The following is a 24,291-nucleotide window of genomic DNA, read 5'->3' as shown; positions in this document are numbered from 1 at the left end:
GACGACCATGACCAGCGCTCACCAGCGACTGGGCGAACGCATCAGCCGCTTCCGGGGCACCAGGGGCGGCCGGCGCCCCTCGCCCGCCAAGGCCCTCGGCAGCCGGACGATCATGCTGACCTGTAGCGACTATCTCGCCCTCTCCGAGCATCCCGCGATCGCCGATGCCATGATCGCCAGCCTGCGGGCGGCGGACGGCGCGGCGCCGGTGCCCGGCCCGTGCCTGCCCGACGACCACCCGCAGATCGTCCTCGGTGCGGAGTTCGCCCGGCACATGGGCGCGCGGGCCGGTGTGCTGTGCCCGTCGGGCTGGGCGGCCAACACCGGGCTCATGCAGGTGGTGGCCGGGCCGGACGTCCCCGTCTACCTGGACACCCTCGCCCACATGTCGCTGTGGGAGGGCGCGCGGACGGCGGGCGCGGAGCTCGCCTACTACCGCCACAACGACCTCGGCCACCTGCGCCGCCGGATCGAGGTGGGCGGCTCCGGAGTGATCGCCGTGGACGCCGTCTACAGCACCGACGGCTCGGTGTGCCCGCTGCCCGGCCTGGTGGAGGTGGCCGAGGAGCACGACTGCCTCCTGGTGGTGGACGAGTCGCATTCGCTCGGCACACACGGTGCGCGCGGCGAGGGACTCGTCGCGGCGCTGGGCCTCACCGGCCGTGTCGACTTCCGCACCGCGAGCCTGGCCAAGGCCCTGTCCGGACGCGCCGGGCTGATCGCCTGCGACCGTCCCGGCTTCGCGGACTACTTCGTCCATACCGCGCTGCCGTCCGTGTTCAGTTCGACGCTGCTGCCGCACGATGTCGCGGGCCTCGCCGCGGCGCTGAAGGTCGTCCGGGAGGAGCGCCGCCGCCGCGACCGCCTGCACGCCGTCACGCGCCGCCTGCGGGACGGCCTGACCGGTCTCGGCTACCGGCTCGTCGAGTCCGACACGCAGATCATCGCGCTCGAGACCGGCTCGGAGGCCGACGCGACCCTCATACGGGACGCGCTGGTCGCGCGCGACATCTTCAGCGCCGCACTGTTCCCGCCCACGGCGTCCGTGGGCCGCACCCTGGTGCGCCTTTCGGCCCACGCCGGCCTGACCGACGACGATGTGAACCGGATCGTCGCCGCCTGCCGCAGCCTGGTCACCGAACTCGCCGCCCCGGCCCCGGCGGGCTGAACCCCCGGTGGATCACGCCGCCGGCCGGTAGCGGTGGGGGCGGGTGTGGGCGCCGATGTAGCGGAGCATGCTGCGGAGGGCCCAGTGGTTGATGCCGGTGGGCATCATGCGGTAGCCCTGCCGGTTGGCGAGGGCGAGCGCGGCGAACCGAGCCTGGTCGAGGGGCGTCCATGGGATGTCGAAGCGCTGCCGGACGATGGTGGGCAGGCAGCCGAAGGTGAGCAGGCGCAGGGGGCGTTCGATGACGAGGCGTCCCGCGCGGTCGAGGCGGGGCCCGCCCACGGGCAGGATCGTGATGGTCTCGGAGCCGTGCTTGGCGATCTCCAGGGCGCGGGCGGCGGCCGGGGTGAGTTCCAGTCGCTTGGTGCAGATGTGCCAGAACTTGGACTGGAAGGCGGCGTAGTCGGCGGGGACGGGACGCATGCTGACGCCGTACCGGGAGTACCAGGTGACGGTTTCGGCGTACATCTGCTCGTGGTCCTCGGCGGTGAGGGTGCCGGGGTGGAAGGTCTCGGCGGCCTTGAAGATCTCCCAGGTGAAGGTGGCGTGCGCCCACCAGAACGTCTCGGGTTCGAGGGCGTGGTAGCGGCGGGCGTGCTCGTCGACGCCGCCGATGGCGCGGTGCAGGTCGCGGATGGTGCGGGCGCGGGCGGTCCCGTCGGGGGCGGCGCCGTCGGGGGTGAGGATCGTCGCCCAGATCTGGGGGACGGACCGGTGGATGCGGTCGAAGGGGGCGTCGAAGAACGCGGAGTGCTCGGCGACGCCCGCGCCTATGCCCGGATGCATGAGCTGCATGAGCCCGGCCGCGGCCCCGGGCAGCAGCGAACGCAGGTCGGCGGCGTGGCGCCACAGCAGCGTCCCGGGTCCGAGCGGTGCGTGCGCGGCGGTGTGCCGTGACGTCCGGGCGGCGGCGGTGACGACCGTCGGGGGCGAGGACGAGGCGGGCATCGCACCTCCTGGCAGTGACCACTTACTGCGAGGATAGCCGAGATGAGACAAGAGTCAATCTTTGTCACACGTCCAGGCCGTGCCGTACCCGCCTGCGGAGTGCCGCCCTTACGAGCCCCGCTGTAGGAACACCGTCATAAGGGCGACACACCGCACGGAGACGGGAGTCGGGTGTCAGACGGTGGCGGGCTTGTAGACCGCCACCGCGCAGGCGCTGCCGAGGCCGATGTTGTGCTGGAGGGCGACGCGGGCGCCGTCCACCTGGCGGTTCCCGGCCTGGCCGCGCAGCTGCCAGGTCAGCTCGGCGCACTGGGCGAGGCCGGTGGCGCCGAGCGGGTGGCCCTTGGAGATGAGGCCGCCGGACGGGTTGACGACCCACGTGCCGCCGTAGGTGGTCGCGGCGTCGTCGACGAGCTTGTGGCCCTCGCCGACCTCGGCCATGCCGAGGGCCTCGTAGGTGATGAGCTCGTTGGCGCTGAAGCAGTCGTGCAGTTCGATGACGTCGACGTCCTCGATGGAGACCTGCGCCTCGTCCATCGCCTTGCGGGCGGCGAGCCGGGACACGCCGGCGCCGACGACCTGGATGGAGGAGTTGTCGGCGAAGCTCTCGGGGATGTCGGTGGCGATGTGGTGGCCGGCGATCTCGACGGCCTGGTCCCACAGGTCGTGCTCGTCCACGAACCGCTCGCTGACCACGACCGCGGCGGCGGCGCCGTCGGAGGTGGGGGAGCACTGCAGCTTGGTCAGCGGGTCGAAGATCATCGTGGCGTTCTTGACGTCGTCGAGGGAGTACTCGGTCTGGAACTGCGCGTACGGGTTGTTGACCGAGTGCTTGTGGTTCTTCCAGCCGATCCACGCGTAGTGGTCGGGGGTGGAGCCGTACTTCTCCATGTGCTCGCGGCCGGCGTTGCCGAACATCTGCGGCATCGGCGCCTTGTCCATCTCCCACGCGCGGCCCGCGGCCATCGAGGTGAGGTGGTGGTCGATGATGGTGACCTTGGACTCGCCCATGCCCGCGCCGAGCGAGCCCTTCTTCATCTTCTCCATGCCGAGCGCGAGCGCGCAGTCGGCGAGGCCGCCGCGGACGGCCTGGCGGGCCAGGAACAGCGCGCTGGATCCGGTGGCGCACGCGTTCTGGACGGTCATCACCGGGATGCCGGTCATACCGGTCTCGTAAAGGGCGCGCTGGCCCATTGACCCGTACATCGAGCCGGCGTAGGCCATCTCGATCCGGTCGTAGGCGACGCCGGCGTCCTGCAGGGCGTTGCCGACGGCCTCCTTGGCCATGTCGGGGTACTCCCAGTCGCGGGAGCCCGGCTTCTCGAACTTGGTCATGCCCACGCCGACGACGAAGGTGCGGTTGGCCATCAGGCTCGCCTCCTGTACCGAATCATGTTCGGTGCCACGATAACGTGCCGGCCCGGACGCGCGCCGGTCGCGCATCCCGATGGCCGGGACGCCCCCGGGCCGGTGCGGGGAACCCGCCGGTCAGGCGGACATCTCGCCGGCGAGCGCGGCGGTGAACGCGTCCACGTCGGACTCGGTGGTGTCGAACGAGCACACCCAGCGGACCTCCCCGGTGCGCTCGTCCCACGTGTAGAACGGGAACCGCTTGCGCAGCCGCTCCGCCACGTCCTTCGGGATGGTCGCGAACACCGCGTTCGCCTGCACGGCCTGCGTGATCTCGACGCCGGGCACCGCGCGGGCGGCGCCGGCGAGACGCCCGGCCATGGCGTTGGCGCGGGAGGCGTTGCGCAGCCACAGGTCGCCGTCCAGCAGCGCGAGGAGCTGCGCGGACACGTACCGCATCTTGGACGCCAGCTGCATGCTCGACTTGCGCAGGTACGCCACCCCGCGGACCGCGTCCGGGTTCAGCACGACGATCGCCTCGCCGAGCAGCAGCCCGTTCTTGGTGCCGCCGAACGACAGCACGTCCACGCCCGCGTCGGTGGTGAGGGCGCGCAGCGGCAGGCCGAGGGACGCGGCGGCGTTGGCGATCCGCGCGCCGTCCATGTGCACCGACAGGCCGCGTTCGTGTGCCGCCGCCGCGACCGCCGCGGTCTCCCGCGCGGTGTAGACGGTGCCGAGCTCGGTGCTCTGGGTGATCGACACGACGGCGGGGCGGCGGCGCTGCACGTTGTCGAAGCCGGTGGCGTGCGCCTCGACCTGCTCGGGCGTCAGCTTGCCGTCCGGTGCCGGCGCCGTGATCAGCTTCAGGCCCGCGATCTTCTCGGACGCGCCGCACTCGTCGGTGTTGATGTGGGCGGACTCGGGGCACACGACCGAACTCCACCGCTCCGACATCGCCTGCAGCGACACCACGTTCGCGCCGGTCCCGTTGAACACGGGGAACACCTCGGCGCGGTCGCCGAAATGCCGCCGGACGACCTCGCGGAGCCGCCGGGTGACGTCGTCGTCGCCGTAGGCGGGCTGGTGCCCGTCGTTCACGGCGGCCAGCGCCGCGAGGACGTCCGGATGGACGCCCGCCTGGTTGTCGCTGGCGAAACCGCGCGCGGCGGTCGGACTGCCATTGGATCGGTGCTCGGCCGGCGGCTGCGTCATGGTTCCATTCTCTCGGACCCGGGGCATTCACGCGGACCCCGGGCATTCTCGCGGACTCGGGCATTGAGGACTCGGGCATTGAGACTCGGGCATTGAAGCGGACCCCGGGGCATTCACCCCGGGGCATTCACGCGGACCCGGGCGTGCCATTCCCGTGCCCGTGCGTTTTCCGTGTCCGGCGGGGGCCGCGGGTCAGGCCGGACGGTCGGTGATGTTCTGCACCGGGGCGGGCGCGGCGTCGGCCGGGGGATCGGCGGAGCGCAGCGCCATCCGGGCGCGCACGGCGTCGAGGTCGTCGCCGAGCCGCGCCATGGTGGCCTGGAGGTCGCGCCACAGGCCGGTCCGCTGCTCCAGCTGCGCGATCTTGGTGCGCAGGTCGGTGATGCGCCGCTCGGCGGTCTCCAGCCGGGTGCGGTGGGCGGCGGTGTCGCGGCCGGTGCGGATCAGGCTGGTGGCGACGGAGGCCAGGTCACGCTCGGTGTCGTCCATCCGCTCGTCGATGCGCGGCAGCAGCCGGTCGTTGAGCTGCCCGACGAGCGAGTCGAGCTCGGTGCGCAGTGCCCGCAGCTCGGCGTCCTGGTGCCGGACGGCCTGCTCCAGACTCGCCATGCGTTCGATGTAGGCGGGCAGGAGCCGCCCGAGTTCCGCCGACCGTTCCAGATCTCGCCCGAGCCTGCCGAGCAGGCAGGCGCCCTCGCGCACATGGCGCTCCGCCTCGGCGGCGGCGCGGCGGACGAGACCCGGGATCAAGGTCATGGCGCTCCCTCCAAGGGGCAGGGCGAATGGATTCTCCTTAAACTCTAGGCCAACCGGGCGTGAACATTTTATGAACCGCGTTGTTTATTTGGCGGTCCGGGTGGGTTTTCGAACGGCCGCGGCGCGGGTGGCGTGCGGCGGCGGCCCGCTGCACGTGCACAGGCCCCGCCGGACGATGAGCCAGGCGCGTTCGGCGGTGTAGTCGGCCCGGCTCAGCGCCGGGCGGACACGGTGACAGGTCAGGCAGAGCATGCGTCGTTCGTCCTCCCCGTGATGCCGGGAGCCCGCCGTCCCGCCCGCATTCCCCCCCCCGATGCGTGCGGGACGGCGGGGCCGCACGATGGCCCGTCGGCTCCCAGCGCGGGCCCACGGTACGCATGCTCAGGTTGCATGCACGTTGCGACGATTCGGTCACGCACCGTGCCGGATTCGGGTTGGCGACATATCGCGAATCGGTTGCGCCGCCCCCGCGGATGGGCTGATCCTCGGACGGGCCGAGGTTCGCTCCGGGGAAAGGGCTGAGCCTTTCGCCGGGCGTGTCGCCAGAGCCCTGCCCTGCAGCTCCTGCCGAGGACGAAAAAGGTTTCGCTCATGGTGCGCAAGCCGGTGGCCGTGCGGCCGCCGATCTCCGAGTCGTGGCGGCGCTCCCGGGACGCCGGCGTCGACGTGACCGTGCCGGCGGCGCCGCTGGTGTTCGACCGGGACGTCGTCGCCGACGCGCGCGGCGCCCACCCCCTCGAACGGCATCTGCCGATGCTGGAGGGGCTGCTGCGGAGGGTCGCCGACGAGACCGAGCACCTGATGGTGATCACCGACGAGGCCGGGCACGTGCTATGGACGCAGGGCCCGCCCGCCGCGCGCCGCGCCGCCGACGCGATCGGGCTGACCGAGGGGTTCCGCTGGGCGGAGGACGCCGTCGGGACCAACGGCATCGGCACCGCCCTGGCCACCGGCCGCCCCGAGTTCGTGTACGCCGCCGAGCACGTCGCGCACGTCCTGCACTGCTGGTCGTGCGCGGGCGCCCCGATCACCGACCCCGACTCCGGGCGGGTGATCGGCTGCATCGACGTCAGCGCGACCGTGCATGCGCTGCATCCTGCGGCCGTCGCGCTCGTCGCGACCGCCGCGCGGCTCGCCGAGTCGCGGCTGGAGAACGAGATGCGGCAGCGGGACGAGCGGCTGCGCGAGCGGCTCCTGCCGCACCTGCGGGGGCTGCGGGACGGCGGTGTGCTCGTCACCGCCACCGGCCGCATCCTCACCGACCCGGCCGACCCGGCCGCCCCGGGTTCCGCGGGCTCCGCGGGTTCCGGTCCGGCGGGGTGGCGGGGGCGGCGTGTGAACGTCCCCGAGTCCGGCGGGACGGTCACTCTGCCCGACGGCCGCGCCGCCGTCGCCGAGCCGCTCGGCGAAGCGTTCCTGCTGCGCCCGGCCGGTCTCCGCGCCCGCCCCGGCCGCGACGTACCGCCCGGCCGGCGCCCCTCCGCGCGGGACGCGGCACGGACCGCGGCCGGCGGGGGGCCGCCGCTGACACTGTCGTTCCTCGGCGACGGCCGCCCGCACGCCCGCCTGGCCGGCCGGCCGGTCATCCTGACGCTGCGGCACGCCGAGATCCTCGCGCTGCTCGCCCTGCACCCCCGGGGCCTGACCGGCGACGGGCTGGCGCTGTGCCTGTACGGCGACGACGGCAGCGCCGCGACCGTCCGGCCCGAGATCCACCGGCTCCGCCAGCAGTTCGGCGGCATCGTTTCCGCCCGCCCCTACCGGCTCGGGTGCGTGGTCGAGGCCGACTTCCTCACCGTGCGGCGGCTCCTGGACGACGGCGGCGACGTCGCCGCGGCCGTGCGGCTGTACACCGGCGAGCTGCTGCCCCGCTCCGACGCGCCCGCCGTCCGGGCCGAGCGGGACGAGCTGGCGGTGCGGGTCCGGCGGCAGGTGCTCGACCGGGGATGCGGCGACACGCTGTGGACCTACGCCCAAACCGAGCCCGGCCGCGCCGACCTGGAGGTGCTGGAGCGGCTCGGCGCCGTCCTGCCGCCGGGGGACCCGCGGCTCGCGGCCGTCGCCTCCCGCAGCGACCGCCTTCTCGACGGCGAGATCTGACGCGCGGCCGGCCGGCGGCGCGGCGCCGGGGTCACGGGGCGGAGATGCCCGCGTTGACCAGGTGGGCGCAGTCGTTGTAGCGGACGGCCTGCAGGCCCGAGCCGTCCTGGCGCCACCGGGTGATGGAGGCGTTGCCGACCGTCTCCTTCTCGATCTCCATGACCTCCTCCTCGGTCAGGTCCTCCACCAGATAGCGGGTCATCACGACGACCGCGTCGTGCGCGACGACCAGGACCCGCCCGCCTGGGGCTTCGGCCTCCAGATCGCGGTAGAAGCTGCGCAGCCGCAGGGCCAGATCGGCCCACGACTCCCCGCCGGGCGGCCGGTAGTAGAACTTGCCGAGGTGCCGCAGCCGTTCCGCCTCGTCGGGGAACCGGCGTTCGACGCCGACGGCGGTGAGGCCCTGCAGTGCGCCCTGCTCGCGGTCGCGGAGCCGCTCGTCCACCCGCGGCCGCAGCCCGCCAGGGTCCTGCGGGGCGGCGTAGGCCGTCTGGGCGAGCGCGATCGTCGCGGTGTCCAGGGCCCGCACGTAGGGGGAGGACACGACCAGCGTCGGCCGCTCGTCCTCGGGGAGCGCGGCGAGCCAGCGGCCGAGCGTCGCCGCCTGGGCGCGGCCGGTGTCCGACAGGGGCACGTCGGCGTCCCGCTCGGGGATGCCGGCCTCCTCGGCGTCGGTGCCCTCCACGGCCCGGTAGGCGAGGTTGCCGGTGCTTTCGCCATGCCGGGTCATGTTCAGCCACTGCAGCGCGTTCATCCCCCGCCATGCTGCCACGCCGCCCCCCATGCCGCTCCACATGCCGCCGCAAATCGGGCGGCGGCGCGGTGCCGTCCTCTACGACCGGTAGTACTCTCTGTGCCGTGACGAACGTCCTGGCCACCGTGATCATCGTGGTGGCGCTGCTCGTCGCCGGCTACGCCCTGGTGACGACCCTGCGCAACCGTCCGATGGGGACCGGGGACCTCGCCGCCCTCGGCGTGCTGGAGGTCCTCCTGATCGCGCAGGCCGTCGTCGGGTTCGTCAGGCTGTCCGGCGACGAGGGCCCCGAGAGCTCCGCCACCTTCATCGGCTACCTCGTCGGCGTCCTGCTCATCCCCCTCGCGGGCGCCGGGTGGGGCCTGCTGGAACGCACCCGGTGGGGGCCCGGCGTGATCGTGGTCGCCGGGCTGGTGGTCGCCGTCATGATGGTTCGGATGAACCAGTTGTGGAGCGGCACCGGTGGCTGAACCCGACGGCGCCCGCGAGGCCCGTGCGGGCGACGGCATCCGCGCCGGCGCCGACGCCCGCACGGGCGGCAAGGACGGCAAGGATGGCGCGGCCCGCCCCAGCGCGGCCCGCCCCAGCACCGGCGGCGGGCCGGGACGGGTGCTGGTCGCCGTCTACGGGATCTTCGCGCTCGCGGCCGGTGCGCGCGCGGGTGTGCAGATCGCCACCCGGTTCGCCGACGCGCCGGCCGCCTACGCGCTGTCGGCGTTCGCCGCGGCCGTCTACGTCCTGGCGACGGTCGCGCTGGCCCTCGGCGGCCGGACGTCGTTCCGGGTCGCCGTAGCGGCCTGCAGCGTCGAGCTGGCCGGTGTGCTGATCGTGGGAACGCTCAGCCTCACCGACTCCGCGGCGTTCCCCGACGAGACCGTCTGGTCCGCCTTCGGGCGCGGGTACGGATTCGTTCCGCTGGTGCTCCCGGTCGCGGGGCTGCTGTGGTTGCGCCGCACCGCCCGTCTGGGTGGCGGGCCCGAAACGGGCGGTGGGCGCCCTGTGGGCGGCGGCGTGTGAGCCCTCCGGCCACAGGTGTGTGAGGGCCGCCGGCCCGGTCACGCGGCGGCCGCGGGCGGGGTGATGCGGCCGCCGATGGGGAGCGCGTGGACGGCGGCCCTGGTGATCGCCTCGACCTCGTCGGGGGAGCGGTCGGCGGACGGGTTGCGGCTCATCCAGCGGATCAGCCTCAGCGGCGGCGCGAACACGATCCCGTCCGCGGTGAACGGCGTCCTGACGAGCTTGCCGCAGTGCACGGCCAGTACCGGCGTCACCTTCACCGGCACCTCGGTGACCTGCGAGATCAGTTCGGCGGCGGCGTCGGCGCGGGCGGTCACCGCACCGACCAGCTTGGACTGGGTCCGGCCGTCGATGAACAGCCTGCCCCCGTGCTGGGAGATCTCCGCCTCCGGGTGCCACGCCTCGTTGTGCACCAGCCACACGCCGCCCGGCCCGACCACCAGCTCGTCGGCCTGCCCGTGCCCGGGGACGGTCCGCTCGTACAGGACCCGGTACCCGCGCCGCTCCAGGGTGTGGCGCAGCAGCCGGTTCATCCGCTGCTCGCCGCGCAGCCCGCGCCGCCACACGCTGGACGCGCTGTAAAGGCGCCAATGGACGAACGCGTCCGCGGACGCCACCGCGGCGGCCATCGCGATTCCGAATACGGCGTTGACGAGCAGTCCGCACAGTATGAGCGTCGCGCCCGCCAGAATTGCGCGGGTCCGCAATCTACCTTTTCGGCCGCGCTGCCAGAGCTCCTCGTATACCGCCTGGGGGGAACCGCCGGTGAACGCGGCCCGGTCCCTCAGGTAGATGGAGCTGCCGATCATGACGAACCTCCCAGCACCCTGCGATGACGCCCTCATTATGGGGATGCGTTCGGCATTGTCGCTACAGTTCGCAAGGTGACGTAAACCAAACGGAAAGGCAAGCGCGGGTCTTGACATCATTGCCCACCTGGCGTTTCCCGTGGTTGCGGCTCCGATTCCCGGGGAAAACTTTTAAGTGTCCACCACGAATGGCTGAAAGGCACGGTGCAACTATCACCGCAACGCTCGGAGCCTTTTTCGTTTCGGTTGCTTTTCCGGCATGAACGATCACTCACCGGCACCGGGCACACTGGTCGGATGCACCTCCGCGCCGCCGAGAGCCTGCCCGTCCGCGACGCCGTCCCCGCCTTGCGCGCGGCCCTGGACGAGCGCGGCGCGGCCGTGCTCGCGGCGCCTCCCGGGACGGGCAAGACGACGCTCGTCCCCCTCGCGCTCGCCGGACTCGCGCTCGCGCCCCGGCAGGACGGCCCGCGCGCCCCCGGCCCGCCCACCAGCGGCAAGGTCCTCGTTCTGGAACCGCGCCGCCTCGCCGCCCGCGCTGCCGCCCGCCGCATGGCCTGGCTCCTCGGCGAACGCCCCGGCGGCCGGGTCGGCGTCACCGTCCGCGGAGAGACCCGTCCCGGCACCCGCGTCGATGTCGTCACCACGGGCGTCGTCCTGCAGCGACTCCAGTCGGACCCCGAACTCGCCGGCATCGGCACGGTGATCCTGGACGAATGCCATGAGCGGCACCTGGACGCCGACACGGCGCTGGCGTTCCTGCTGGACGTCCGCGCCGCCCTCCGCCCCGACCTGCGGCTGGTCGCAGCGTCCGCCACCGCCGACACCGGCCCGTGGGCGCGCCTCCTCGGCGGTGACGGCGGCGCGGCCCCCGTCGTGGAGACCGCGGCCGCGCTGCACCCCGTCGAGACGATCTGGTCTCCGCCGCCCCGGCCCGTCCCGCCGCCGCACGGCATGCGCGTCGACCCGGCGCTGCTCGACCACGTCGCCGCCACCGTCCGCCGCGCCCTGGCCGAACGCGCCGGCGACGTCCTGTGCTTCCTGCCGGGCGCCGGTGAGATCGCCCGCGTCGCGGGCCTGCTCGGCGGCGTCCCCGCCGACGTCCTGCAGGTCCACGGGCAGGCGCCGCCGGCGGTGCAGGACGCGGTCCTCGCCCCCTCCGACCAGCGGCGCGTCGTGCTCGCCACCTCCGTCGCCGAGTCGAGCCTCACCGTCCCCGGCGTCCGGGCGGTCGTGGACTGCGGCCTCGCCCGCGAACCCCGCACCGACCACGCCCGCGGCCTCGGCGCCCTGACGACCGTCCGCGCGTCCCGCGCCACCGCCGGTCAGCGCGCCGGACGCGCCGGACGCGAGGCCCCCGGCGCCGTCTACCGCTGCTGGACGCAGGCCGAGCACGAACGCCTGCCCGCCCGGCCCCGCCCCGAGATCGAACTGGCCGACCTCACCGGCTTCGCGCTCCAGGCCGCCTGCTGGGGCGACCCCGGCGCGGGCGGCCTCGCCCTCCCCGACCCGCCGCCGCCCGCCGCCCTGGACGCCGCCCGGACCACCCTGCGCGCCCTCGGCGCCGTGGACGGCGGCCGCGTCACCGACCGCGGCCGCGCCCTCGCCCGCGTCGGCCTCCACCCCCGCCTGGCCCGCGCCCTGATCGACGGCGCCACCGAGGTCGGAGCCGGCGCCGCCGCCGAGATCGTCGCCCTGCTGTCCGAACCTCCGCCCCGTTCCGCCGGTGACGACCTCACCGCCACCTGGCGCGCGCTCCGCCGCGCGGGCCGCCCCGCCGACGCCCACGCGGCCCGCTGGCGCGACGAGACCAAACGCCTCCGCAACGCCCTCACGGCACGTCTCCACGCCGCCGGCCGACCGCCCGCCGGGGACGCGCCGCCCGATGTGAGCGCGTCCGCCGGCGCCGACGTGGTCGGCGGGGGAGACGCCGGCGGTGGCGGGACGTCCCGGCGGGACCGCCCGCCCGGCCGGGGAGCGCCGGCGGCGAGGCGGACGGCCTCGCGTTGGGCGGGGCGCGGGGACGACGCCGTCGCGGGGGTCGTGGTGGCGCTGGCGTTCCCGGAGCGGGTGGCGCGGGCGCGGCGGGGAAGCGGCCACCTGATGGCGTCCGGGACGGGGGCGGTGCTCGCCGGCGGGTCCGCGCTGGCCGCGGCGCGGCCGGAGTGGCTCGCGGTCGCGGCGGCCGACCGCCCCGCCGGGTCGGCGTCGGCGCGGGTGCGGCAGGCCGTGGTGATCGACGAGGACGTGGCGCGGTTCGCCGCGGCGCCGCTGCTGGAGACCGCCGAGGAGATCGCCTGGCGGGACGGGGATGTGGCGGCCCGCCGGGTCGAGCGGCTCGGCGCGATCGAGTTGGAGGCGGCGCCGCTGCGGAACCCCGATCCGGAGCGGGTGCGGGCGGCGCTGCAGGACGGGGTGCGCGCCGAAGGGCTCGGCCTGCTGAACTGGACGCCGGCCGCCGTCGCCCTGCGGGAGCGGCTCGCGTTCCTGCATGAGGCGCTCGGCGAGCCGTGGCCCGACGTCGGCGACGATGCGCTGCTGGAGGGCGCCCCCGGGTGGCTGGCGGGCGCGCGGCGCCGGGCCGACCTGCGGCGCCTCGACGTCGCGGCGATACTGCGCGGGCTGCTGCCGTGGGAGCAGGCGAGGCGGCTCGACGAGTACGCGCCCGAGCGGGTCGAGGTGCCGTCCGGGTCGCGGATCCGGGTGGACTACGCGCCGGAGCGGCCCGTCCTGGCGGTGAAGCTGCAGGAGCTGTTCGGGTGGGACGCGGCGCCCCGGCTCGCGGGCGGGCGGGTGCCGCTGGTCGTGCACCTGCTGTCCCCGGCGGGACGCCCGGCGGCGGTCACCGCGGACCTGGCCTCGTTCTGGCGCGAAGGCTACAAGGCCGTCCGGGCCGAGCTGCGCGGACGCTACCCGAAGCATCCGTGGCCCGAGGACCCGGCCGGGGCCGTCCCGACGAAGCGGACCAAGCGCGCTAGCGGGAGCTGATCAGGACCTCGATGCCGTCCAGGACGCGGGCCAGGCCGAACTCGAAGGCGCGGCCGGGTGCGATGGCGGAGCCGTACTCCGCCCCGGCGGCTGTGCCGACGCGGGTGCCGAGCGGGTAGTCGTCCTCGTTCACGAAAGCGTCCAGGACGGGTGCGACGGCCTCCCACCACTGCATGTCGCTGATGCCGCTGCGGCGCTCGGCCTCGGCGGCGTTGACCGAGACCCGGGCGGCGCTCTCGGCGAAGCCGGTGACGAGGGCGACGACCGAGTCCATCTCCAGGTCGGTGAGGCCGACGCCCTCCACGGCGCTCAGCTCGTGCTCGTACTTGGCGATCGTGTTCGGGCCCATCGGCGGGCGCGCGAGGGTCACCCGCAGCAGCCATGGGTGGCGGTGGAACAGCGCCCAGTTGTCGCGGGCGATGTGGTCCAGCCGCGCCCGCCAGCCGGTGTGGGACGGCGGCGACAGCTCGCCGAACGCACGGTCCACCATCACGTCGATCAGCTCGGCCTTGCCCGGGACGTAGGTGTAGATCGACATGGCGGACACGTCCAGGTCCTCGGCGATGCGGCGCATGGACAGGGCGTCCAGGCCCTCGGCGTCCGCCACCCCGATCGCGGCGCGGACGATCTTCTCGGCGGTCAGGCGGGGCTTGGGGCCGCGCTTGGGAGCCTCCCTGACCCCCCAGAGAAGCTCCAGGCTGCGGCGGGGATCACCGGCCCCGCTGTACTCGGTCGTCACCCGCTGCATCCTTCCAGGGATGAAACTCTGTACCTAGTACGTTATATTGCTCCCGATGGTAAATCCGTACTGCGTACATAGTTTTGGCGCACACAGCTGGGGAGGACGCGTGGCCGAATCACGGTTCGCGGTCGAAGCCGAGGGCCTGCGCAAGCGCTACGGCGGTACCCGCGCCCTGGACGGGCTCGACCTGCGCGTGCCCGCCGGCACCGTGCACGGGCTGCTCGGCCCGAACGGCGCCGGCAAGACCACCGCCGTCCGGATCCTGACGACCCTGACCGCGCCGGACGGGGGGACCGCCCGCGTCGCCGGGCACGACGTGGTGCGCGAGGCCGCCGAGGTGCGCACCAGGATCGGCCTCGTCGGGCAGCACGCGGCGGTCGACGAGGTGCTCGGCGGACGCCAGAACCTCGTCATGTTCGCCCGCCTCTACCACCTCGGCGCGAAACGGGCGCGGCGGCGGGCGGACGAGCTGCTGGAGCGGTTCCGGCTCACCGACGCCGCCGACCGGCCCGCCGGGGAGTACTCCGGCGGCATGCGGCGCCGCCTCGACCTGGCCGCGTCCATGATCCTCGCACCGCCCGTGCTGTTCCTGGACGAGCCCACCACCGGCCTCGACCCGCGCGGCCGCAACGAGGTGTGGGACGCGATCCGCACCCTGGTGGACGGCGGCACGACCGTCCTGCTCACCACCCAGTATCTGGAGGAGGCCGACCGGCTCGCCACCGGGATCTCCGTGATCGACCACGGCCGCGCCATCGCCGAGGGCACCCCCGACACGCTGAAGGCACGGCTCGGCGGCGACCGGATCGAGGTCGTCCTGGACGACCCCGGGTCGCTCACCGCCGCCGCCGCGATCGTCGGACGCGTCGCGTCCGGCGAGGTCGACGTGGACGCCGAGGCCCTGCGAATCGGGGCGCCGGTGACCGGCCGCGCCGCGACGCTGACCGAGGCCGTCCGGGCCCTGGACGAGGCGGGCATCACCGTCGCCGACATCGGCCTGCGCCGCCCCACGCTGGACGAGGTGTTCCTGCACCTCACCGACAGCGGCACCGGCACCGACACCGACACCGACAACACCGACACCGACAACACCGACACCGACAACACCGACACCGACAACACCGACACCGCCGGCGACGAGTACGCCGGCGACGACAGGGAGGGGGTGCGTTCATGAGCGTCCAGACCCTGCGGTGGGCCGTCGCCGACGGCCGCACGCTGACCGGGCGGGCCCTCGCGCACTGGGCGCGGCGGCCCGGCGAGGTGGCCCTCGCGCTGCTGTTCCCCGTGATGGTCGTGCTGATGATGGGCTACCTGTTCGGCGGCCAGATGGACGTCCCGGGCGGCGGCGGTTACCGCGAGTTCATCGTCCCCGGCATGTTCGCGCTGACGATGGCGTTCGGCGTGGAGACGACGTTCGCCGCGGTCGCCGGTGACGCCGCCAAGGGGGTGACCGACCGGTTCCGGGCGATGCCGATGGCCCAGTCCGCCGTCGTCGTGGGACGCGCCACCGCCGACATGCTGCACTCGGTCGCCGCCCTGGCCGTCATGGCGGTGTGCGGCGTGCTGATCGGCTGGCGCGTCCACGACGGCGCCGCGGGCGCCCTCGCCGCGTTCGGGCTCCTGCTGCTCCTGCGGTTCTCGCTGGTGTGGCTGGGCATCTACCTCGGCCTGATCGCCAAGGGACCGGAGTCGGTCGCGGCGATCCAGATCCTGGTGTGGCCGATCGGGTTCCTGTCCAGCGCCTTGATCGCGCCGAGCACGATGCCGGGCTGGCTGGGCGCGATCGCCGAGTGGAACCCGATGTCGGCGACCGTCACCGCGTGCCGGGACCTGTTCGGCGCCCCGGGGCACGCGGAGACGGGCGCCTCGTGGGCGGCGCAGCACAGCGTCCTGATGGCCCTGGTGTGGCCGCTGGTGATCGCGGCGGTGTTCATCCCGCTGTCGGTGCGCCGCTACCGCGCCATGGGCCGCTAGCCGTACTCGGCCACGAGGCCGGTGCCACGCCGCCGGCCCGGCCGCCCGGTCAGCCGCCGGGCAGGAGGGCGGCGCGGTGGCGAGCCAGCGCCAGCGCCGGATAACACCCCTCGGGCAGCGGCTCCGCGTTGCCGAGGGCGGCGCGGAGCCTCGGCCCGACGGCCGCGGGGTCGTAGGGCTGGACGACGCACAGCTCCGCCTGCATCGCCTGCCGCGCCGCCCCCATCAGCGCCGGGACGTCCCCGACGATCACCACTTCGGAGGGGGCGTCCCCGTGCGACATCCGCACCGCCAGTGCGTGCATGCCGCGCGTGCCCGCGTCCTCGTAGCGGAACTCGCAGACGAGGCGGTCGCCGTCCAGCGGCCCCTCCTGGATCAGCCACACCTGGCCTGGGACGACGCGTCCGAGCGACCCCTCCCAGGGCGCCGCCGGGACGTCCCCGAGCCCGTCGGCCGCGCGTCCCGCCGCCTTGCGTCCCTCCACCGGGCCGATCACGGCGAGCGCCCGCAGGAAGGCTCGCGCGCCCGGAGTCGCCGCCGCCCGCAGGCAGGTGATCAGGTCGCCGAGCGCGGCGCGCCGCCCCTGCACGTGCGGGGCCGCGGCCTCCAGGCCGCCGAGCTGCGCGGACACCCACACCTCCGCCTGCAGCGGGCCGGGCAGCGACGGCAGGGCGCCGGCCTCCCGGACGTAGGCCGCGTACACCTCGCGCAGCCCCGGCAGCATCAGCTCCGGGCTCGCGGACGATCGGATCGCACTCACCACATCAGCCTATGAGACACGCGGCCCCGGTACGTAAGGCCCCGGTAGGCAGGCACCGGTAGGTAGGCCCCGGTAGGCAGGCCCCGGTACGCAGGGCCCGGTACGCAGGGCCCCGGTACGCAGGGCCCCGGTACGCAGGGCGGCGGCGCGTTCCCGCGGGCCGGTGCGGCCGGGCCGTGGGAACGCGCCGCTGGTCTGCCTGCGCGGTCGTATCCGCCGGGCCTACGCCGGGACGGTCAGCAGCGTGCGGCCCTCACCGATGGTCCGGACCTCGAACCGGCTGATCTCCTCGGGGTTCAACGCCGTGCCGCCCTGCAGCGTCAGATGCGGCTGCGCGGACCCGGGCAGCCCGTACCCCTTGGCGGGTACGGACCAGCCGGCGACCGTGTGCGCGTCGCCCCGCCCGTCCACGGCGACCAGCTCGCACTGCAGCGGTCCGCGGACCTTGCTGAGCTTCAGCCCGATCCGGCTCCCCCACGCCTTGCCCTGCATCGCGACCGTCCCGGTCACGCCGGTGCCCGCGTCGGACGCCGACACCTGGTCGCCGTCCCGCAGCAGCGCGGCGGTGCCGGTGTCGGGCTGTGCCGGCGGTTCCTGTTCCCGGTCGGCGCCGAGCGTGAACCCGGTGCCGAGCGCCCCGCCGAGCAGGACGACCCCGGCGGCGGCCGCGGCCAACGCCCGCGCCGCGCGGTACCGCCGCTGCTTGCGGACCCGGTGCCGCATCAGGTCCGAAACGACCGCGGGCTCCGGCGGCACCGGGATCGCGCCCGCCGGTTCGGCGATCGGCCCGATGCCGTCCAGCGTCCGGGCGATCCCGCGCAGCTCGCCGAGCTCCTCGTGGCAGGCGGCGCACGTCGGCAGGTGCGCCTCGAACGCGCGCCTGTCGGGCTCCTCCAGCAGGCCGAGGGCGTAGGCGCCGACGTCGATGTGCAGCATGTCCGCGCTCATGGCGTCACACCCCTCTCCTCCAAGGCGACGCGCAGCGCCCGGAGCGCGTAGTAGACCCTGGACTTCACGGTGCCCACGGGGATGCCGAGATGCTTGGCCGCCTCGTTCACCGAACGGTCCCGGAAGAACGTCTCGTTGAGGATCTCGCGGTGGGCCGGGGACAGCGCGAGGAGGGCTTCGGACACGACGACGGAGCGCAGCAGATCCTCCAACCCGTCGGGGACGCGCATGTTCTCCAGCGGGCCCTCGCCCGCCTCCTGCGGCCTGGCGTTCTTGCGGCGCTGGTCGTCGATGACGATCCGGCGGGCGACCGTCGCCAGCCACGGCAGCAGCGAGGCCGCGTTCTCGTCGAGCTGGTGCGCGCTGCGCCACGCGCGGATCATGGTCTCCTGCACGACGTCCTCGGCCCAGTGCCGGTCGCCGCCGGTGAGGCGGAGCACGAACGACAGCAGCGGGCGGCCGTACACCCGGTACAGCTCGGTCACGATCACCTGGTCGTCGACACCGCCCGAGGGTTGCGGGCCGCGGAACCAGCTCCACGGGCCGGCGGGTCGTTCTCGCGCGGCCGACACGGCGGTCGGTGATCTGTGGGCCATCGGGGGTCTCCGGCGGGTGCGGGGGCTGGGCGACGCGGTGACCGTGAGCCTGGTGTCACGTTGGGAGGCAGTACGGGATCCCGGCGGCCGGAGGTTCAACGGCGCACGATTCACCATGGATTCACCATGGATTTTCCAGTTCAGCCCTTACTAGTTCGCTACCTTTTCCTTACCTCTGGCGCGTGGCGCCCGCCGCCCGCGTCCTACTGCCGGACGACCCACAGACGACCCACCAGCCAGACGACCCACCGTGGCGGACCTCCGCCGGGCAACGCTCACTCCACGCTTGGAGCGAATGCGGGCATCAGGCCCATTTGCCCACACAGGACCGAGGGGCGGATCGGCATGGTGATGAAAGGGAACGGGAACACGCAGCTCATCTACCGCCTGCTGCTGGCGGTGGACATCCAGGGGTACAGCAAGCGCGACACACGCGAGCAGCTGCTCGCGCAGCGACAGCTGTCGGACGCGCTCGACCACGCGGCACGCGGCGTCGGCCTCGACCGCGGCCGCTGGGACAAACAGGTCGGCGGGGACGGCGAACTCGCCACGCTGCCGGACGGGATCGACCCCGCACCGGTGGCCGGCGACTTCGTCATCGGCCTCGCCGAGGCACTGCGGGAGGTCAACCGGGACGCGGGCCGCTTCAGGCTGCGGGTGCGGCTCTCCCTGCACCACGGCACGCTGACGGCCGGGCCGTTCGGGCCCGCCGGCGACGCGCCCATCGTCGTCCAGCGGCTGCTGGACGCCGCGCCGCTGCGCCGCCTGCTGGTGGACGACGCGGACCGCGACCTGGCCTACGTCGTCTCCGACTCGCTGTTCGAGGACGTCGTCCGCACCGGGTTCTGCGCACTGCCGCCGGGGGCGTTCCAGGCCATCAAGGTGACCGCGAAGGGCGCGTCGTTCCGCGGCCACATCCTCACCGGCCGCGCGGCCCGCCGCGACGGCCGCGACGATGCGGGCGACGCGGGCGGTGAGCGGGACGGATCGGACATCGGGCCGGCCCCCGGCGCCCGCGTCCTCGACTTCCCCGCCCTCGCGTCCAGGTAGCCCGCCCGGATCCCCTCCCGGGGGCGGGAAGGGATCGATCCGCCGCGGGGTTGTCGACGGAAACCGGAACTACCCAACGGAGGCGGACGATGGCGGACGACGCGGCGCTGGCGAAGCTGGTGGCGGAACGCGACCTCGGGGTGCTGGCCACCCTCAAGCGCGACGGGCGGCCACAGCTGTCCAACATCAACTACCACTTCGATCCCGACCGCCGGCTCGTCCGGATCTCCGTCACCGCCGACCGCGCCAAGGCCCGCAACCTGGCCCGCGACCCGCGGGCGAGCCTGCACGTCAGCTCACCGGACGGCTGGTCGTACGCGGTCGCCGAGGGCGGCGCCGACCTGTCGGCCGTCGCAGCCGACCCCGGCGACGCGGCCGTGGAGGAACTCGTCGCGGTGTACCGGGACATCCGCGGCGAACACCCCGACTGGGACGACTACCGCCGCGCCATGGTCGAGGACCGCCGCCTCGTCATCCGCCTCCGCGTCGAGCGCCTGTACGGCATCGCCCGCTGACCGCGTCCGCACCGATACGGGCGCACCGATACGGGCGCACCGAATTGCACGCATGCAAGTGGTCACTGACACAGACGGGGAGGGGCGCTTGTGTCCGCGGTGCCCGGCTGGCTACCTTTCGGTAATGATCCAGGCCACCGCCACGTCCACCGCCACGCCCGAGGAACTGTTCCGGCATCTGGCCGTCCCCGAGGCGTGGAGCGCGTGGGGCAGGTTCCCCACCTCCGCCAAGCAGACACGCAAGGGCGACACGACCACCTACGGCGTCGGGACGGTCAAGAAGATCGGGCCCGCCAGCGAGCAGACCGTCGTCTGCGAGCCGTACACGCACTTCGCCTACATCGCCCTGTCGGGGCTGCCCGTCCGCCGCTACCGGTCGGACGTCCACCTGGAGGCCCGCGACTCCGGTACCGCCATCCGCTGGGAGGCGGAGCTCGAGCCGCTGATCCCCGGCACCGGCCCGCTGATGCGGTTCGTGTTCCGGCACATGATCTCGGCCTTCACCCGCTGGCTGCCCGCGCACGTCGAGAAGTGCCCCCCGGACTGCCCCGCCCGCCAGGCCGGCGACATCTGAGCCCGGCGGACACGCCAGGGTCCGGCGGCGTCCCCCCGGACACCATGGGGCCGGAGGCCGCGCGACCCCCCGCGCGACCTCCGGCGAAAAGGTGCAGGCCGAGAGCACCCCGCAGTTCCCTCGGCCTGCACGAACATGGCCCCCGTCGGGCCCCTCCCGCTCACACGGGATCGGGGCCGTAGACCTCCCACAGCTCACCGGCGAAGAACCTGCCGAAGCTCAGCAGCTTCTCCACTCCGCCCGGCCCCGCCGTCCGGAACGTCGTGAGCTGCCGCGCGAAGTCCGTCAGCTGGATGTGCAGCACACCCGCCGCGACGACCTCGGCGCCGTCCTCCTCGTCCTCACCGACATGGCCGTCCAGCACCCGCACGTACAGCGTGGACGTGTCCGGCCAGATCCGCGTCGGCGGCCCGTGCAGGACGTCCTTCTGCCCGCTCAGCGTGCGCCGCGCGCCATCGCCGTCGGTGTAGAACAGCCGGTACTTCATCAGCCGCCGGTCAACCTGCCCGCGCCCGTCATCCGCCCCGGGCCCGCCGGGGGCGACGAACAGGTTGAACGTGCCGCGTTCCACGGGACACCGGCCCCCGTGGCCGGCGGCGTCGACCCACCCCTCGGCGCGCGCCTCGTGGCCCGGTTCGGACAGGAACCGGTCGGTGTCCTCCGCGGTGATCGTCAGCCGGAACGACAGCGGGCGGCGGCCGTCGGCGAGCTCACCGATCCGCGGATCGGTCTCCCCGTAGGTGACGAACCCCTTCATCTCCTCGGTGAACGACAGCGACGTACGGTCCGCCGCCACGGTGGACGGTCCCCGTGTCCCTCCGTGGCGCCCCGAATCCGGACCGTACGCCGAGCCGTTCCCCGCCCCGTCCGGCGAGCCGGTTCCCCCGACCGGCTCGGCCCCCGTGGCAGACGGGACGGTCGTGGCGGAGCCGCCCGCACCCCGTTGTGCGGACGCGTCCTCAAGCAGCCGCGTGGCCAGCCGGTCGGCCTGCGCGGCGATCGTGAGCGAGGGGTTCGGGCCCACCGGTCCCGGCATCGCCGCCCCGTCGGCGATGTAGAGGCCCGGGAACCCGAACACCTCGCCGAAGGCGTCGCAGACGCCTTCGCCCGGGTGGACGCCCATGGGGGCGCCGCCCAGCGGATGGACGGTGATGATGCGCTTGCGGAACCACATCGGGTTGTCGGCGTAGTCGGCGCCGAGGACGTCCGCGATGCGCTGCATGGTCTTGCGGACCCGGCTGAACAGTTCCTCGCTGGTCTCCGCCGTCCAGTCGGCGGCGAGCCGTCCCTCCTTCAGGTGCAGCCGCCCGTCGGCGGAGTCGCGGCCCATGCCGAGCAGCGGCAGCGAGCTGACCGTGAGGGCCCCGTTGCCGATCAGGTCCGAGATCTCCTTGGACAGGTTGGTGTCGGGCGCGTCCCGGAACAGGTCGGTGAACCGGTCCCACAGGAACTTCACCGCGCGCTCGAAGTCGTTGCCGATGTCGATGCCGTCGACGATCCAGTCGGTGAACCCGGGGTAGCCGCCGTCCTCGATGTAGGCGCCGCGGCCGGCGCCGGGCACGCCGTCCAGCTCGTCCGGCAGCCGGATCGCGGTGGTGATCACCGGGCCGCGGCTGGCGTTCAGCGGCCGGACCCGGTTGCGGTCCTTGGCCCGCATCAGGAACGTCAGCAGGTCGCCGTTGCCGCTGAACCGGGTGCCGAGCGCGTCGCTCAGCCCCGGGAACGCCTCCCGCGACTTCAGCAGCAGGAACGTCGTGCCGTAGGTGCCGGCGCCCAGGATCAGCCGGTCGCACGTGATCGTCCGGACGGGCGGGCGGCTCTCACCCGCCGTCAGATCCGCGTGGTGGACGTAGTCGACCTCGTACCCGCCGCCGGGCCGCGGCCGCAGCGCCTTCACCTCGCGAGACGTGCGGATGTCGGCGCCGTGGTGCGCCGCCGCCGACAGGTAGGTGTGGTCGAGGCTGTTCTTGGCGCCCTCGTTGCAGCCGATGTCGCACTCGCCGCACAGCCGGCACGTCCGCCGCGGGACGCCGTGGATGTTGCCGTACCCGGCGTCCGCGATCGGCAGGCTCAGCGCGGGCGTGCCGCCCGGCTGCGACGCGAAGCTGACCGCCAGCGGCGGCAGCGTGCACTGCAGCCCCAGCTCCGCCGCCGCGTCCTGCATCGCGTGCGTCTTCGGGGTGTCGTCGAAGGGGACCTGGTCGAGCGGGTAGGGAGTCGCGCCCAGCATCTTCTCGACCGCGTCGTAGTGCGGGTCGAGGTCGGCGCGCGAGATCGGCCACGGCTCGTACCCGCCGCCGGGCAGCGGCCGGTCGTGGACGAACCAGTTCTCGTCCTTGCGCAGCAGCACGTTCGCGTAGATCAGCGAGCCGCCGCCCAGCCCCGACGACACGACGGAGTCGCAGCCCTTGAAGCGCCACACGTCGAACATTCCGTACAGCCCGGCGGCCGGGTCCCAGAACGCGCGCCCCATCTGCTGGGGCGACCGCGGGAAGGAGCCCGGCGGGTACGGCTGCCCGCGCTCCAGCAGGACGACCGACCGTCCGGCCTCCGCCAGCCGGTACGCGGCCACGGACCCGCCGAACCCGGACCCGACGACGACGGCGTCCACATGCTCCCCGCCGGCATGCGCTCCGCTCGCATGCCCTCCGCCTACATGCTCCCCGCCTACATGCTCCATGGTCAGCTCGCCTTCCGCTTCAGGAAGTCGAGGACCTGGGGGAACACCTCGGCGTCGGCGTTCGCGCCCATGAAGGGGTCCTGGTGGCCGTAGCCGGGCAGGATCGCCAGCTCGTGCAGACCGGGCGTGATCGATTCGAGCAGGTGGTGGCAGACGATGTTGGAGTCGGTGAACACGTTGTTGCGGTCTCCGGTGAGGAACAGGATCGGCGTGGTGACCGACGCGGCGTCCGCGAGATAGTCGTCCGGCAGGTCCGCGTGGCCCGGGTTCCCGCGGTCGTACTTCACGGCCCGGCCGGCCTTCACCATCGTGTGCATGTGCCGGTAGTAGTGGACGTTGCACGCCCCGAACAGGTCGGGCAGGCGGCCGTGCGTGACCGGCGACATCTTGTCGTGCGAGAAGATCGGCTTCCCGCCGCCCCACATGAAGCTGAGCATGTGGCACGCGGGCTCGTCGCACGAGCGATGGAACGGCGCGACCGCCTTGGCGAGCATCCAGCCGCGGGTCAGCACGGGGGCCTTCCCGTAGCGCGGGTCGAGGTGGCACGGTCCGACGGCGTACTCCATCAGCGCCGGCCCGTACCCCAGCTTGATCTTCGACCAGGCCGGCGTCCGCGGGGTCAGCGAGACGCTGTTGCAGACCAGGCTGGTGATGCCGGTGACCGTCCCGGCGAACAGCGCCATCGAGAACGACACCGAGCCCAGGCAGTGGGCGATGACGTGCACCCGCCTGCCCTCGACGTGGCGGCGCAGCTCGGCCAGCGCCGCCGGGTGGTCGTACAGCGCGACGTCGTCGAGGTTGTGGCGGTGGGTCTCGGCGTTGTACGGGAACCGCCCGCTCATCCGGAAGTCCAGCGCCCACACGTCGCCGAACCCGGCGTCGTGCAGGAAGTTCACCAGGTTGGTGTGCTCCGGCATGATGTACATGTCGCTGGACGTCGTCAGCCCGTGCACCAGCAGGACCACATCGTCGCAGTCGGCGCGGCGGAACCGGGTCAGGTTCAGGCCCATCCCGTCCTCGGTGGAGAAGGGGTGGGCGGACACCTCGGCGTCGGCGACGCCCGCGCGGGTGAAGCGCGCGATCCGCTGCTGGTCCATGTGTCCATCCCCTCCGGTTCCTGACGCCCTAACCTTGCCAAACGCGTACAACGGCTCGGCATCGTGGAGAACCCGTACTTACGTGCGTCGCCGGGCGCGCCGAACCTACGGGACCTACGTGAACTAAGAGTCGAAATCGGCCCGCGTGGTTCACTCTGGGCGTTTCACCCTTGCCACTTCACTCCGCCCGGTTCACTCCGCCCGGTTCACTCCGCCCGGTTCACTGCGGTCCGTTCGCTGCGGCCCGATC

22 protein-coding genes are annotated in these 24,291 nt (G+C 73.6%); 10 read left to right on the top strand and 12 right to left on the bottom strand.

All coding sequences use genetic code 11. The annotated features are described in order from the left end of the window. Positions 1-7: 7 nt before the first annotated feature. Complete coding sequence (gene cqsA / locus ACGFIS_RS33230) at positions 8-1,168, top strand: alpha-hydroxyketone-type quorum-sensing autoinducer synthase (RefSeq protein ID WP_392897843.1); 1,161 nt, start codon at positions 8-10, stop codon at positions 1,166-1,168. Between the two features lie 12 nt (positions 1,169-1,180). Here the strand turns inward: cqsA and ACGFIS_RS33225 are convergent, their stop codons facing one another. From ACGFIS_RS33225 to ACGFIS_RS33210, 4 genes are all read right to left on the bottom strand, one after another. Then, positions 1,181-2,116, bottom strand: a complete 936-nt coding sequence (locus ACGFIS_RS33225) for an oxygenase MpaB family protein (RefSeq protein WP_392897841.1) — start codon at positions 2,114-2,116, stop codon at positions 1,181-1,183. Between the two features lie 174 nt (positions 2,117-2,290). Then, the gene (locus ACGFIS_RS33220) at positions 2,291-3,484 is read right to left on the bottom strand and encodes a beta-ketoacyl synthase N-terminal-like domain-containing protein (protein WP_392897837.1); all 1,194 of its coding nucleotides are present in this window, start codon (positions 3,482-3,484) and stop codon (positions 2,291-2,293) included. Between the two features lie 120 nt (positions 3,485-3,604). Continuing rightward, positions 3,605-4,678 carry a threonine aldolase family protein gene (locus ACGFIS_RS33215; protein ID WP_392897834.1) on the bottom strand — a complete coding sequence of 358 codons (1,074 nt, stop codon included), beginning with the start codon at positions 4,676-4,678 and terminating at the stop codon, positions 3,605-3,607. A gap of 192 nt (positions 4,679-4,870) precedes the next feature. Further along, complete coding sequence (locus ACGFIS_RS33210; RefSeq protein WP_392897832.1) at positions 4,871-5,434, bottom strand: hypothetical protein; 564 nt, start codon at positions 5,432-5,434, stop codon at positions 4,871-4,873. A 591-nt stretch (positions 5,435-6,025) separates the two neighbouring features. Here ACGFIS_RS33210 and ACGFIS_RS33205 point away from each other — a divergent pair. Then, positions 6,026-7,534 carry a GAF domain-containing protein gene (locus ACGFIS_RS33205; RefSeq protein WP_392897829.1) on the top strand — a complete coding sequence of 503 codons (1,509 nt, stop codon included), beginning with the start codon at positions 6,026-6,028 and terminating at the stop codon, positions 7,532-7,534. A 31-nt stretch (positions 7,535-7,565) separates the two neighbouring features. Here the strand turns inward: ACGFIS_RS33205 and ACGFIS_RS33200 are convergent, their stop codons facing one another. Beyond that, positions 7,566-8,288 (bottom strand): histidine phosphatase family protein, encoded by a 723-nt coding sequence (locus ACGFIS_RS33200; protein ID WP_392973552.1) that lies wholly within the window; start codon positions 8,286-8,288, stop codon positions 7,566-7,568. A 104-nt stretch (positions 8,289-8,392) separates the two neighbouring features. Between ACGFIS_RS33200 and ACGFIS_RS33195 the strand changes: the two genes are divergently transcribed. Both ACGFIS_RS33195 and ACGFIS_RS33190 read left to right on the top strand, forming a co-directional pair. Continuing rightward, positions 8,393-8,758, top strand: coding sequence for a hypothetical protein (locus ACGFIS_RS33195; RefSeq protein ID WP_392897824.1), 366 nt, complete (start codon positions 8,393-8,395; stop codon positions 8,756-8,758). Positions 8,759-8,897: 139 nt separating this feature from the next. Then, a complete protein-coding gene (locus ACGFIS_RS33190; RefSeq protein ID WP_392899555.1) occupies positions 8,898-9,305 on the top strand; it encodes a hypothetical protein in 408 nt (135 codons plus the stop codon). Between the two features lie 38 nt (positions 9,306-9,343). Here the strand turns inward: ACGFIS_RS33190 and ACGFIS_RS33185 are convergent, their stop codons facing one another. Beyond that, positions 9,344-10,114, bottom strand: a complete 771-nt coding sequence (locus ACGFIS_RS33185; RefSeq protein WP_392897821.1) for a nuclease-related domain-containing protein — start codon at positions 10,112-10,114, stop codon at positions 9,344-9,346. A gap of 297 nt (positions 10,115-10,411) precedes the next feature. On the opposite strand from ACGFIS_RS33185, the gene ACGFIS_RS33180 reads away from it, so the two are divergent. Further along, positions 10,412-13,102, top strand: a complete 2,691-nt coding sequence (locus ACGFIS_RS33180) for an ATP-dependent RNA helicase (RefSeq protein ID WP_392973550.1) — start codon at positions 10,412-10,414, stop codon at positions 13,100-13,102. Here the strand turns inward: ACGFIS_RS33180 and ACGFIS_RS33175 are convergent. Continuing rightward, a complete protein-coding gene (locus ACGFIS_RS33175) occupies positions 13,089-13,850 on the bottom strand; it encodes a TetR/AcrR family transcriptional regulator (protein WP_392897816.1) in 762 nt (253 codons plus the stop codon). The genes ACGFIS_RS33180 and ACGFIS_RS33175 overlap by 14 nt on opposite strands. Before the next feature lie 100 nt (positions 13,851-13,950). Between ACGFIS_RS33175 and ACGFIS_RS33170 the strand changes: the two genes are divergently transcribed. Continuing rightward, positions 13,951-15,021: an ATP-binding cassette domain-containing protein gene (locus ACGFIS_RS33170; protein ID WP_392973548.1), complete on the top strand. Its 1,071-nt coding sequence runs from the start codon at positions 13,951-13,953 to the stop codon at positions 15,019-15,021. Next, positions 15,018-15,821 carry an ABC transporter permease gene (locus ACGFIS_RS33165; RefSeq protein ID WP_392897811.1) on the top strand — a complete coding sequence of 268 codons (804 nt, stop codon included), beginning with the start codon at positions 15,018-15,020 and terminating at the stop codon, positions 15,819-15,821. The genes ACGFIS_RS33170 and ACGFIS_RS33165 overlap by 4 nt, the downstream gene beginning before the upstream one ends. Before the next feature lie 49 nt (positions 15,822-15,870). Here ACGFIS_RS33165 and ACGFIS_RS33160 read toward each other — a convergent pair whose 3' ends face one another. The 3 genes from ACGFIS_RS33160 to ACGFIS_RS33150 form a co-directional block, all read right to left on the bottom strand. Then, positions 15,871-16,581: a hypothetical protein gene (locus ACGFIS_RS33160; RefSeq protein WP_392897809.1), complete on the bottom strand. Its 711-nt coding sequence runs from the start codon at positions 16,579-16,581 to the stop codon at positions 15,871-15,873. A gap of 222 nt (positions 16,582-16,803) precedes the next feature. Then, positions 16,804-17,529 carry an anti-sigma factor family protein gene (locus ACGFIS_RS33155; RefSeq protein WP_392897807.1) on the bottom strand — a complete coding sequence of 242 codons (726 nt, stop codon included), beginning with the start codon at positions 17,527-17,529 and terminating at the stop codon, positions 16,804-16,806. Next, on the bottom strand, positions 17,526-18,014 hold the full coding sequence (locus ACGFIS_RS33150) for a sigma-70 family RNA polymerase sigma factor (protein ID WP_207400443.1): 489 nt from the start codon (positions 18,012-18,014) through the stop codon (positions 17,526-17,528). Before ACGFIS_RS33150 ends, ACGFIS_RS33155 begins: the two co-directional genes overlap by 4 nt. 456 nt (positions 18,015-18,470) lie before the next feature. Here ACGFIS_RS33150 and ACGFIS_RS33145 point away from each other — a divergent pair, with 456 nt between their 5' ends. The 3 genes from ACGFIS_RS33145 to ACGFIS_RS33135 all read left to right on the top strand — a co-directional run bounded on the left by ACGFIS_RS33145 (position 18,471) and on the right by ACGFIS_RS33135 (position 20,264). Next, positions 18,471-19,175: a hypothetical protein gene (locus ACGFIS_RS33145; protein WP_392973546.1), complete on the top strand. Its 705-nt coding sequence runs from the start codon at positions 18,471-18,473 to the stop codon at positions 19,173-19,175. Positions 19,176-19,264: 89 nt separating this feature from the next. Continuing rightward, positions 19,265-19,690, top strand: coding sequence for a PPOX class F420-dependent oxidoreductase (locus ACGFIS_RS33140; protein ID WP_392897802.1), 426 nt, complete (start codon positions 19,265-19,267; stop codon positions 19,688-19,690). Between the two features lie 124 nt (positions 19,691-19,814). Further along, positions 19,815-20,264, top strand: a complete 450-nt coding sequence (locus ACGFIS_RS33135; protein WP_392897799.1) for an SRPBCC family protein — start codon at positions 19,815-19,817, stop codon at positions 20,262-20,264. A 160-nt stretch (positions 20,265-20,424) separates the two neighbouring features. Here ACGFIS_RS33135 and ACGFIS_RS33130 read toward each other — a convergent pair whose 3' ends face one another. Further along, entirely contained in the window at positions 20,425-22,944 is a 2,520-nt protein-coding gene (locus ACGFIS_RS33130) for a GMC oxidoreductase (protein WP_392973544.1), read from the bottom strand. 2 nt (positions 22,945-22,946) lie between these two features. Next, positions 22,947-24,041, bottom strand: coding sequence for an alpha/beta hydrolase (locus tag ACGFIS_RS33125; RefSeq protein ID WP_392897793.1), 1,095 nt, complete (start codon positions 24,039-24,041; stop codon positions 22,947-22,949). Positions 24,042-24,291: the final 250 nt, after the last annotated feature.

Origin of the sequence: Spirillospora sp. NPDC048824 (assembly GCF_043198455.1) — a bacterium.
Lineage (GTDB): Bacteria > Actinomycetota > Actinomycetes > Streptosporangiales > Streptosporangiaceae > Spirillospora.
Note: the sequence above shows the minus strand (reverse complement) of the source record. Positions and strands in the feature narration are given on the sequence as shown.

Excerpts from the sequence above, each read along its gene's own strand:
- ACGFIS_RS33200 (WP_392973552.1), bottom strand. The coding sequence starts at position 8,288 with ATGAACGCGCTGCAGTGGCTGAACATGACCCGGCATGGCGAAAGCACC.
- ACGFIS_RS33130 (WP_392973544.1), bottom strand. The coding sequence starts at position 22,944 with ATGGAGCATGTAGGCGGGGAGCATGTAGGCGGAGGGCATGCGAGCGGA.
- ACGFIS_RS33135 (WP_392897799.1), top strand. The coding sequence starts at position 19,815 with ATGATCCAGGCCACCGCCACGTCCACCGCCACGCCCGAGGAACTGTTC.
- cqsA (WP_392897843.1), top strand. The coding sequence starts at position 8 with ATGACCAGCGCTCACCAGCGACTGGGCGAACGCATCAGCCGCTTCCGG.
- ACGFIS_RS33165 (WP_392897811.1), top strand. The coding sequence starts at position 15,018 with ATGAGCGTCCAGACCCTGCGGTGGGCCGTCGCCGACGGCCGCACGCTG.
- ACGFIS_RS33175 (WP_392897816.1), bottom strand. The coding sequence starts at position 13,850 with ATGCAGCGGGTGACGACCGAGTACAGCGGGGCCGGTGATCCCCGCCGC.
- ACGFIS_RS33125 (WP_392897793.1), bottom strand. The coding sequence starts at position 24,041 with ATGGACCAGCAGCGGATCGCGCGCTTCACCCGCGCGGGCGTCGCCGAC.
- ACGFIS_RS33215 (WP_392897834.1), bottom strand. The coding sequence starts at position 4,678 with ATGACGCAGCCGCCGGCCGAGCACCGATCCAATGGCAGTCCGACCGCC.
- ACGFIS_RS33155 (WP_392897807.1), bottom strand. The coding sequence starts at position 17,529 with ATGAGCGCGGACATGCTGCACATCGACGTCGGCGCCTACGCCCTCGGC.
- ACGFIS_RS33220 (WP_392897837.1), bottom strand. The coding sequence starts at position 3,484 with ATGGCCAACCGCACCTTCGTCGTCGGCGTGGGCATGACCAAGTTCGAG.
- ACGFIS_RS33185 (WP_392897821.1), bottom strand. The coding sequence starts at position 10,114 with ATGATCGGCAGCTCCATCTACCTGAGGGACCGGGCCGCGTTCACCGGC.
- ACGFIS_RS33210 (WP_392897832.1), bottom strand. The coding sequence starts at position 5,434 with ATGACCTTGATCCCGGGTCTCGTCCGCCGCGCCGCCGCCGAGGCGGAG.
- ACGFIS_RS33205 (WP_392897829.1), top strand. The coding sequence starts at position 6,026 with ATGGTGCGCAAGCCGGTGGCCGTGCGGCCGCCGATCTCCGAGTCGTGG.
- ACGFIS_RS33225 (WP_392897841.1), bottom strand. The coding sequence starts at position 2,116 with ATGCCCGCCTCGTCCTCGCCCCCGACGGTCGTCACCGCCGCCGCCCGG.
- ACGFIS_RS33145 (WP_392973546.1), top strand. The coding sequence starts at position 18,471 with ATGGTGATGAAAGGGAACGGGAACACGCAGCTCATCTACCGCCTGCTG.
- ACGFIS_RS33140 (WP_392897802.1), top strand. The coding sequence starts at position 19,265 with ATGGCGGACGACGCGGCGCTGGCGAAGCTGGTGGCGGAACGCGACCTC.
- ACGFIS_RS33180 (WP_392973550.1), top strand. The coding sequence starts at position 10,412 with ATGCACCTCCGCGCCGCCGAGAGCCTGCCCGTCCGCGACGCCGTCCCC.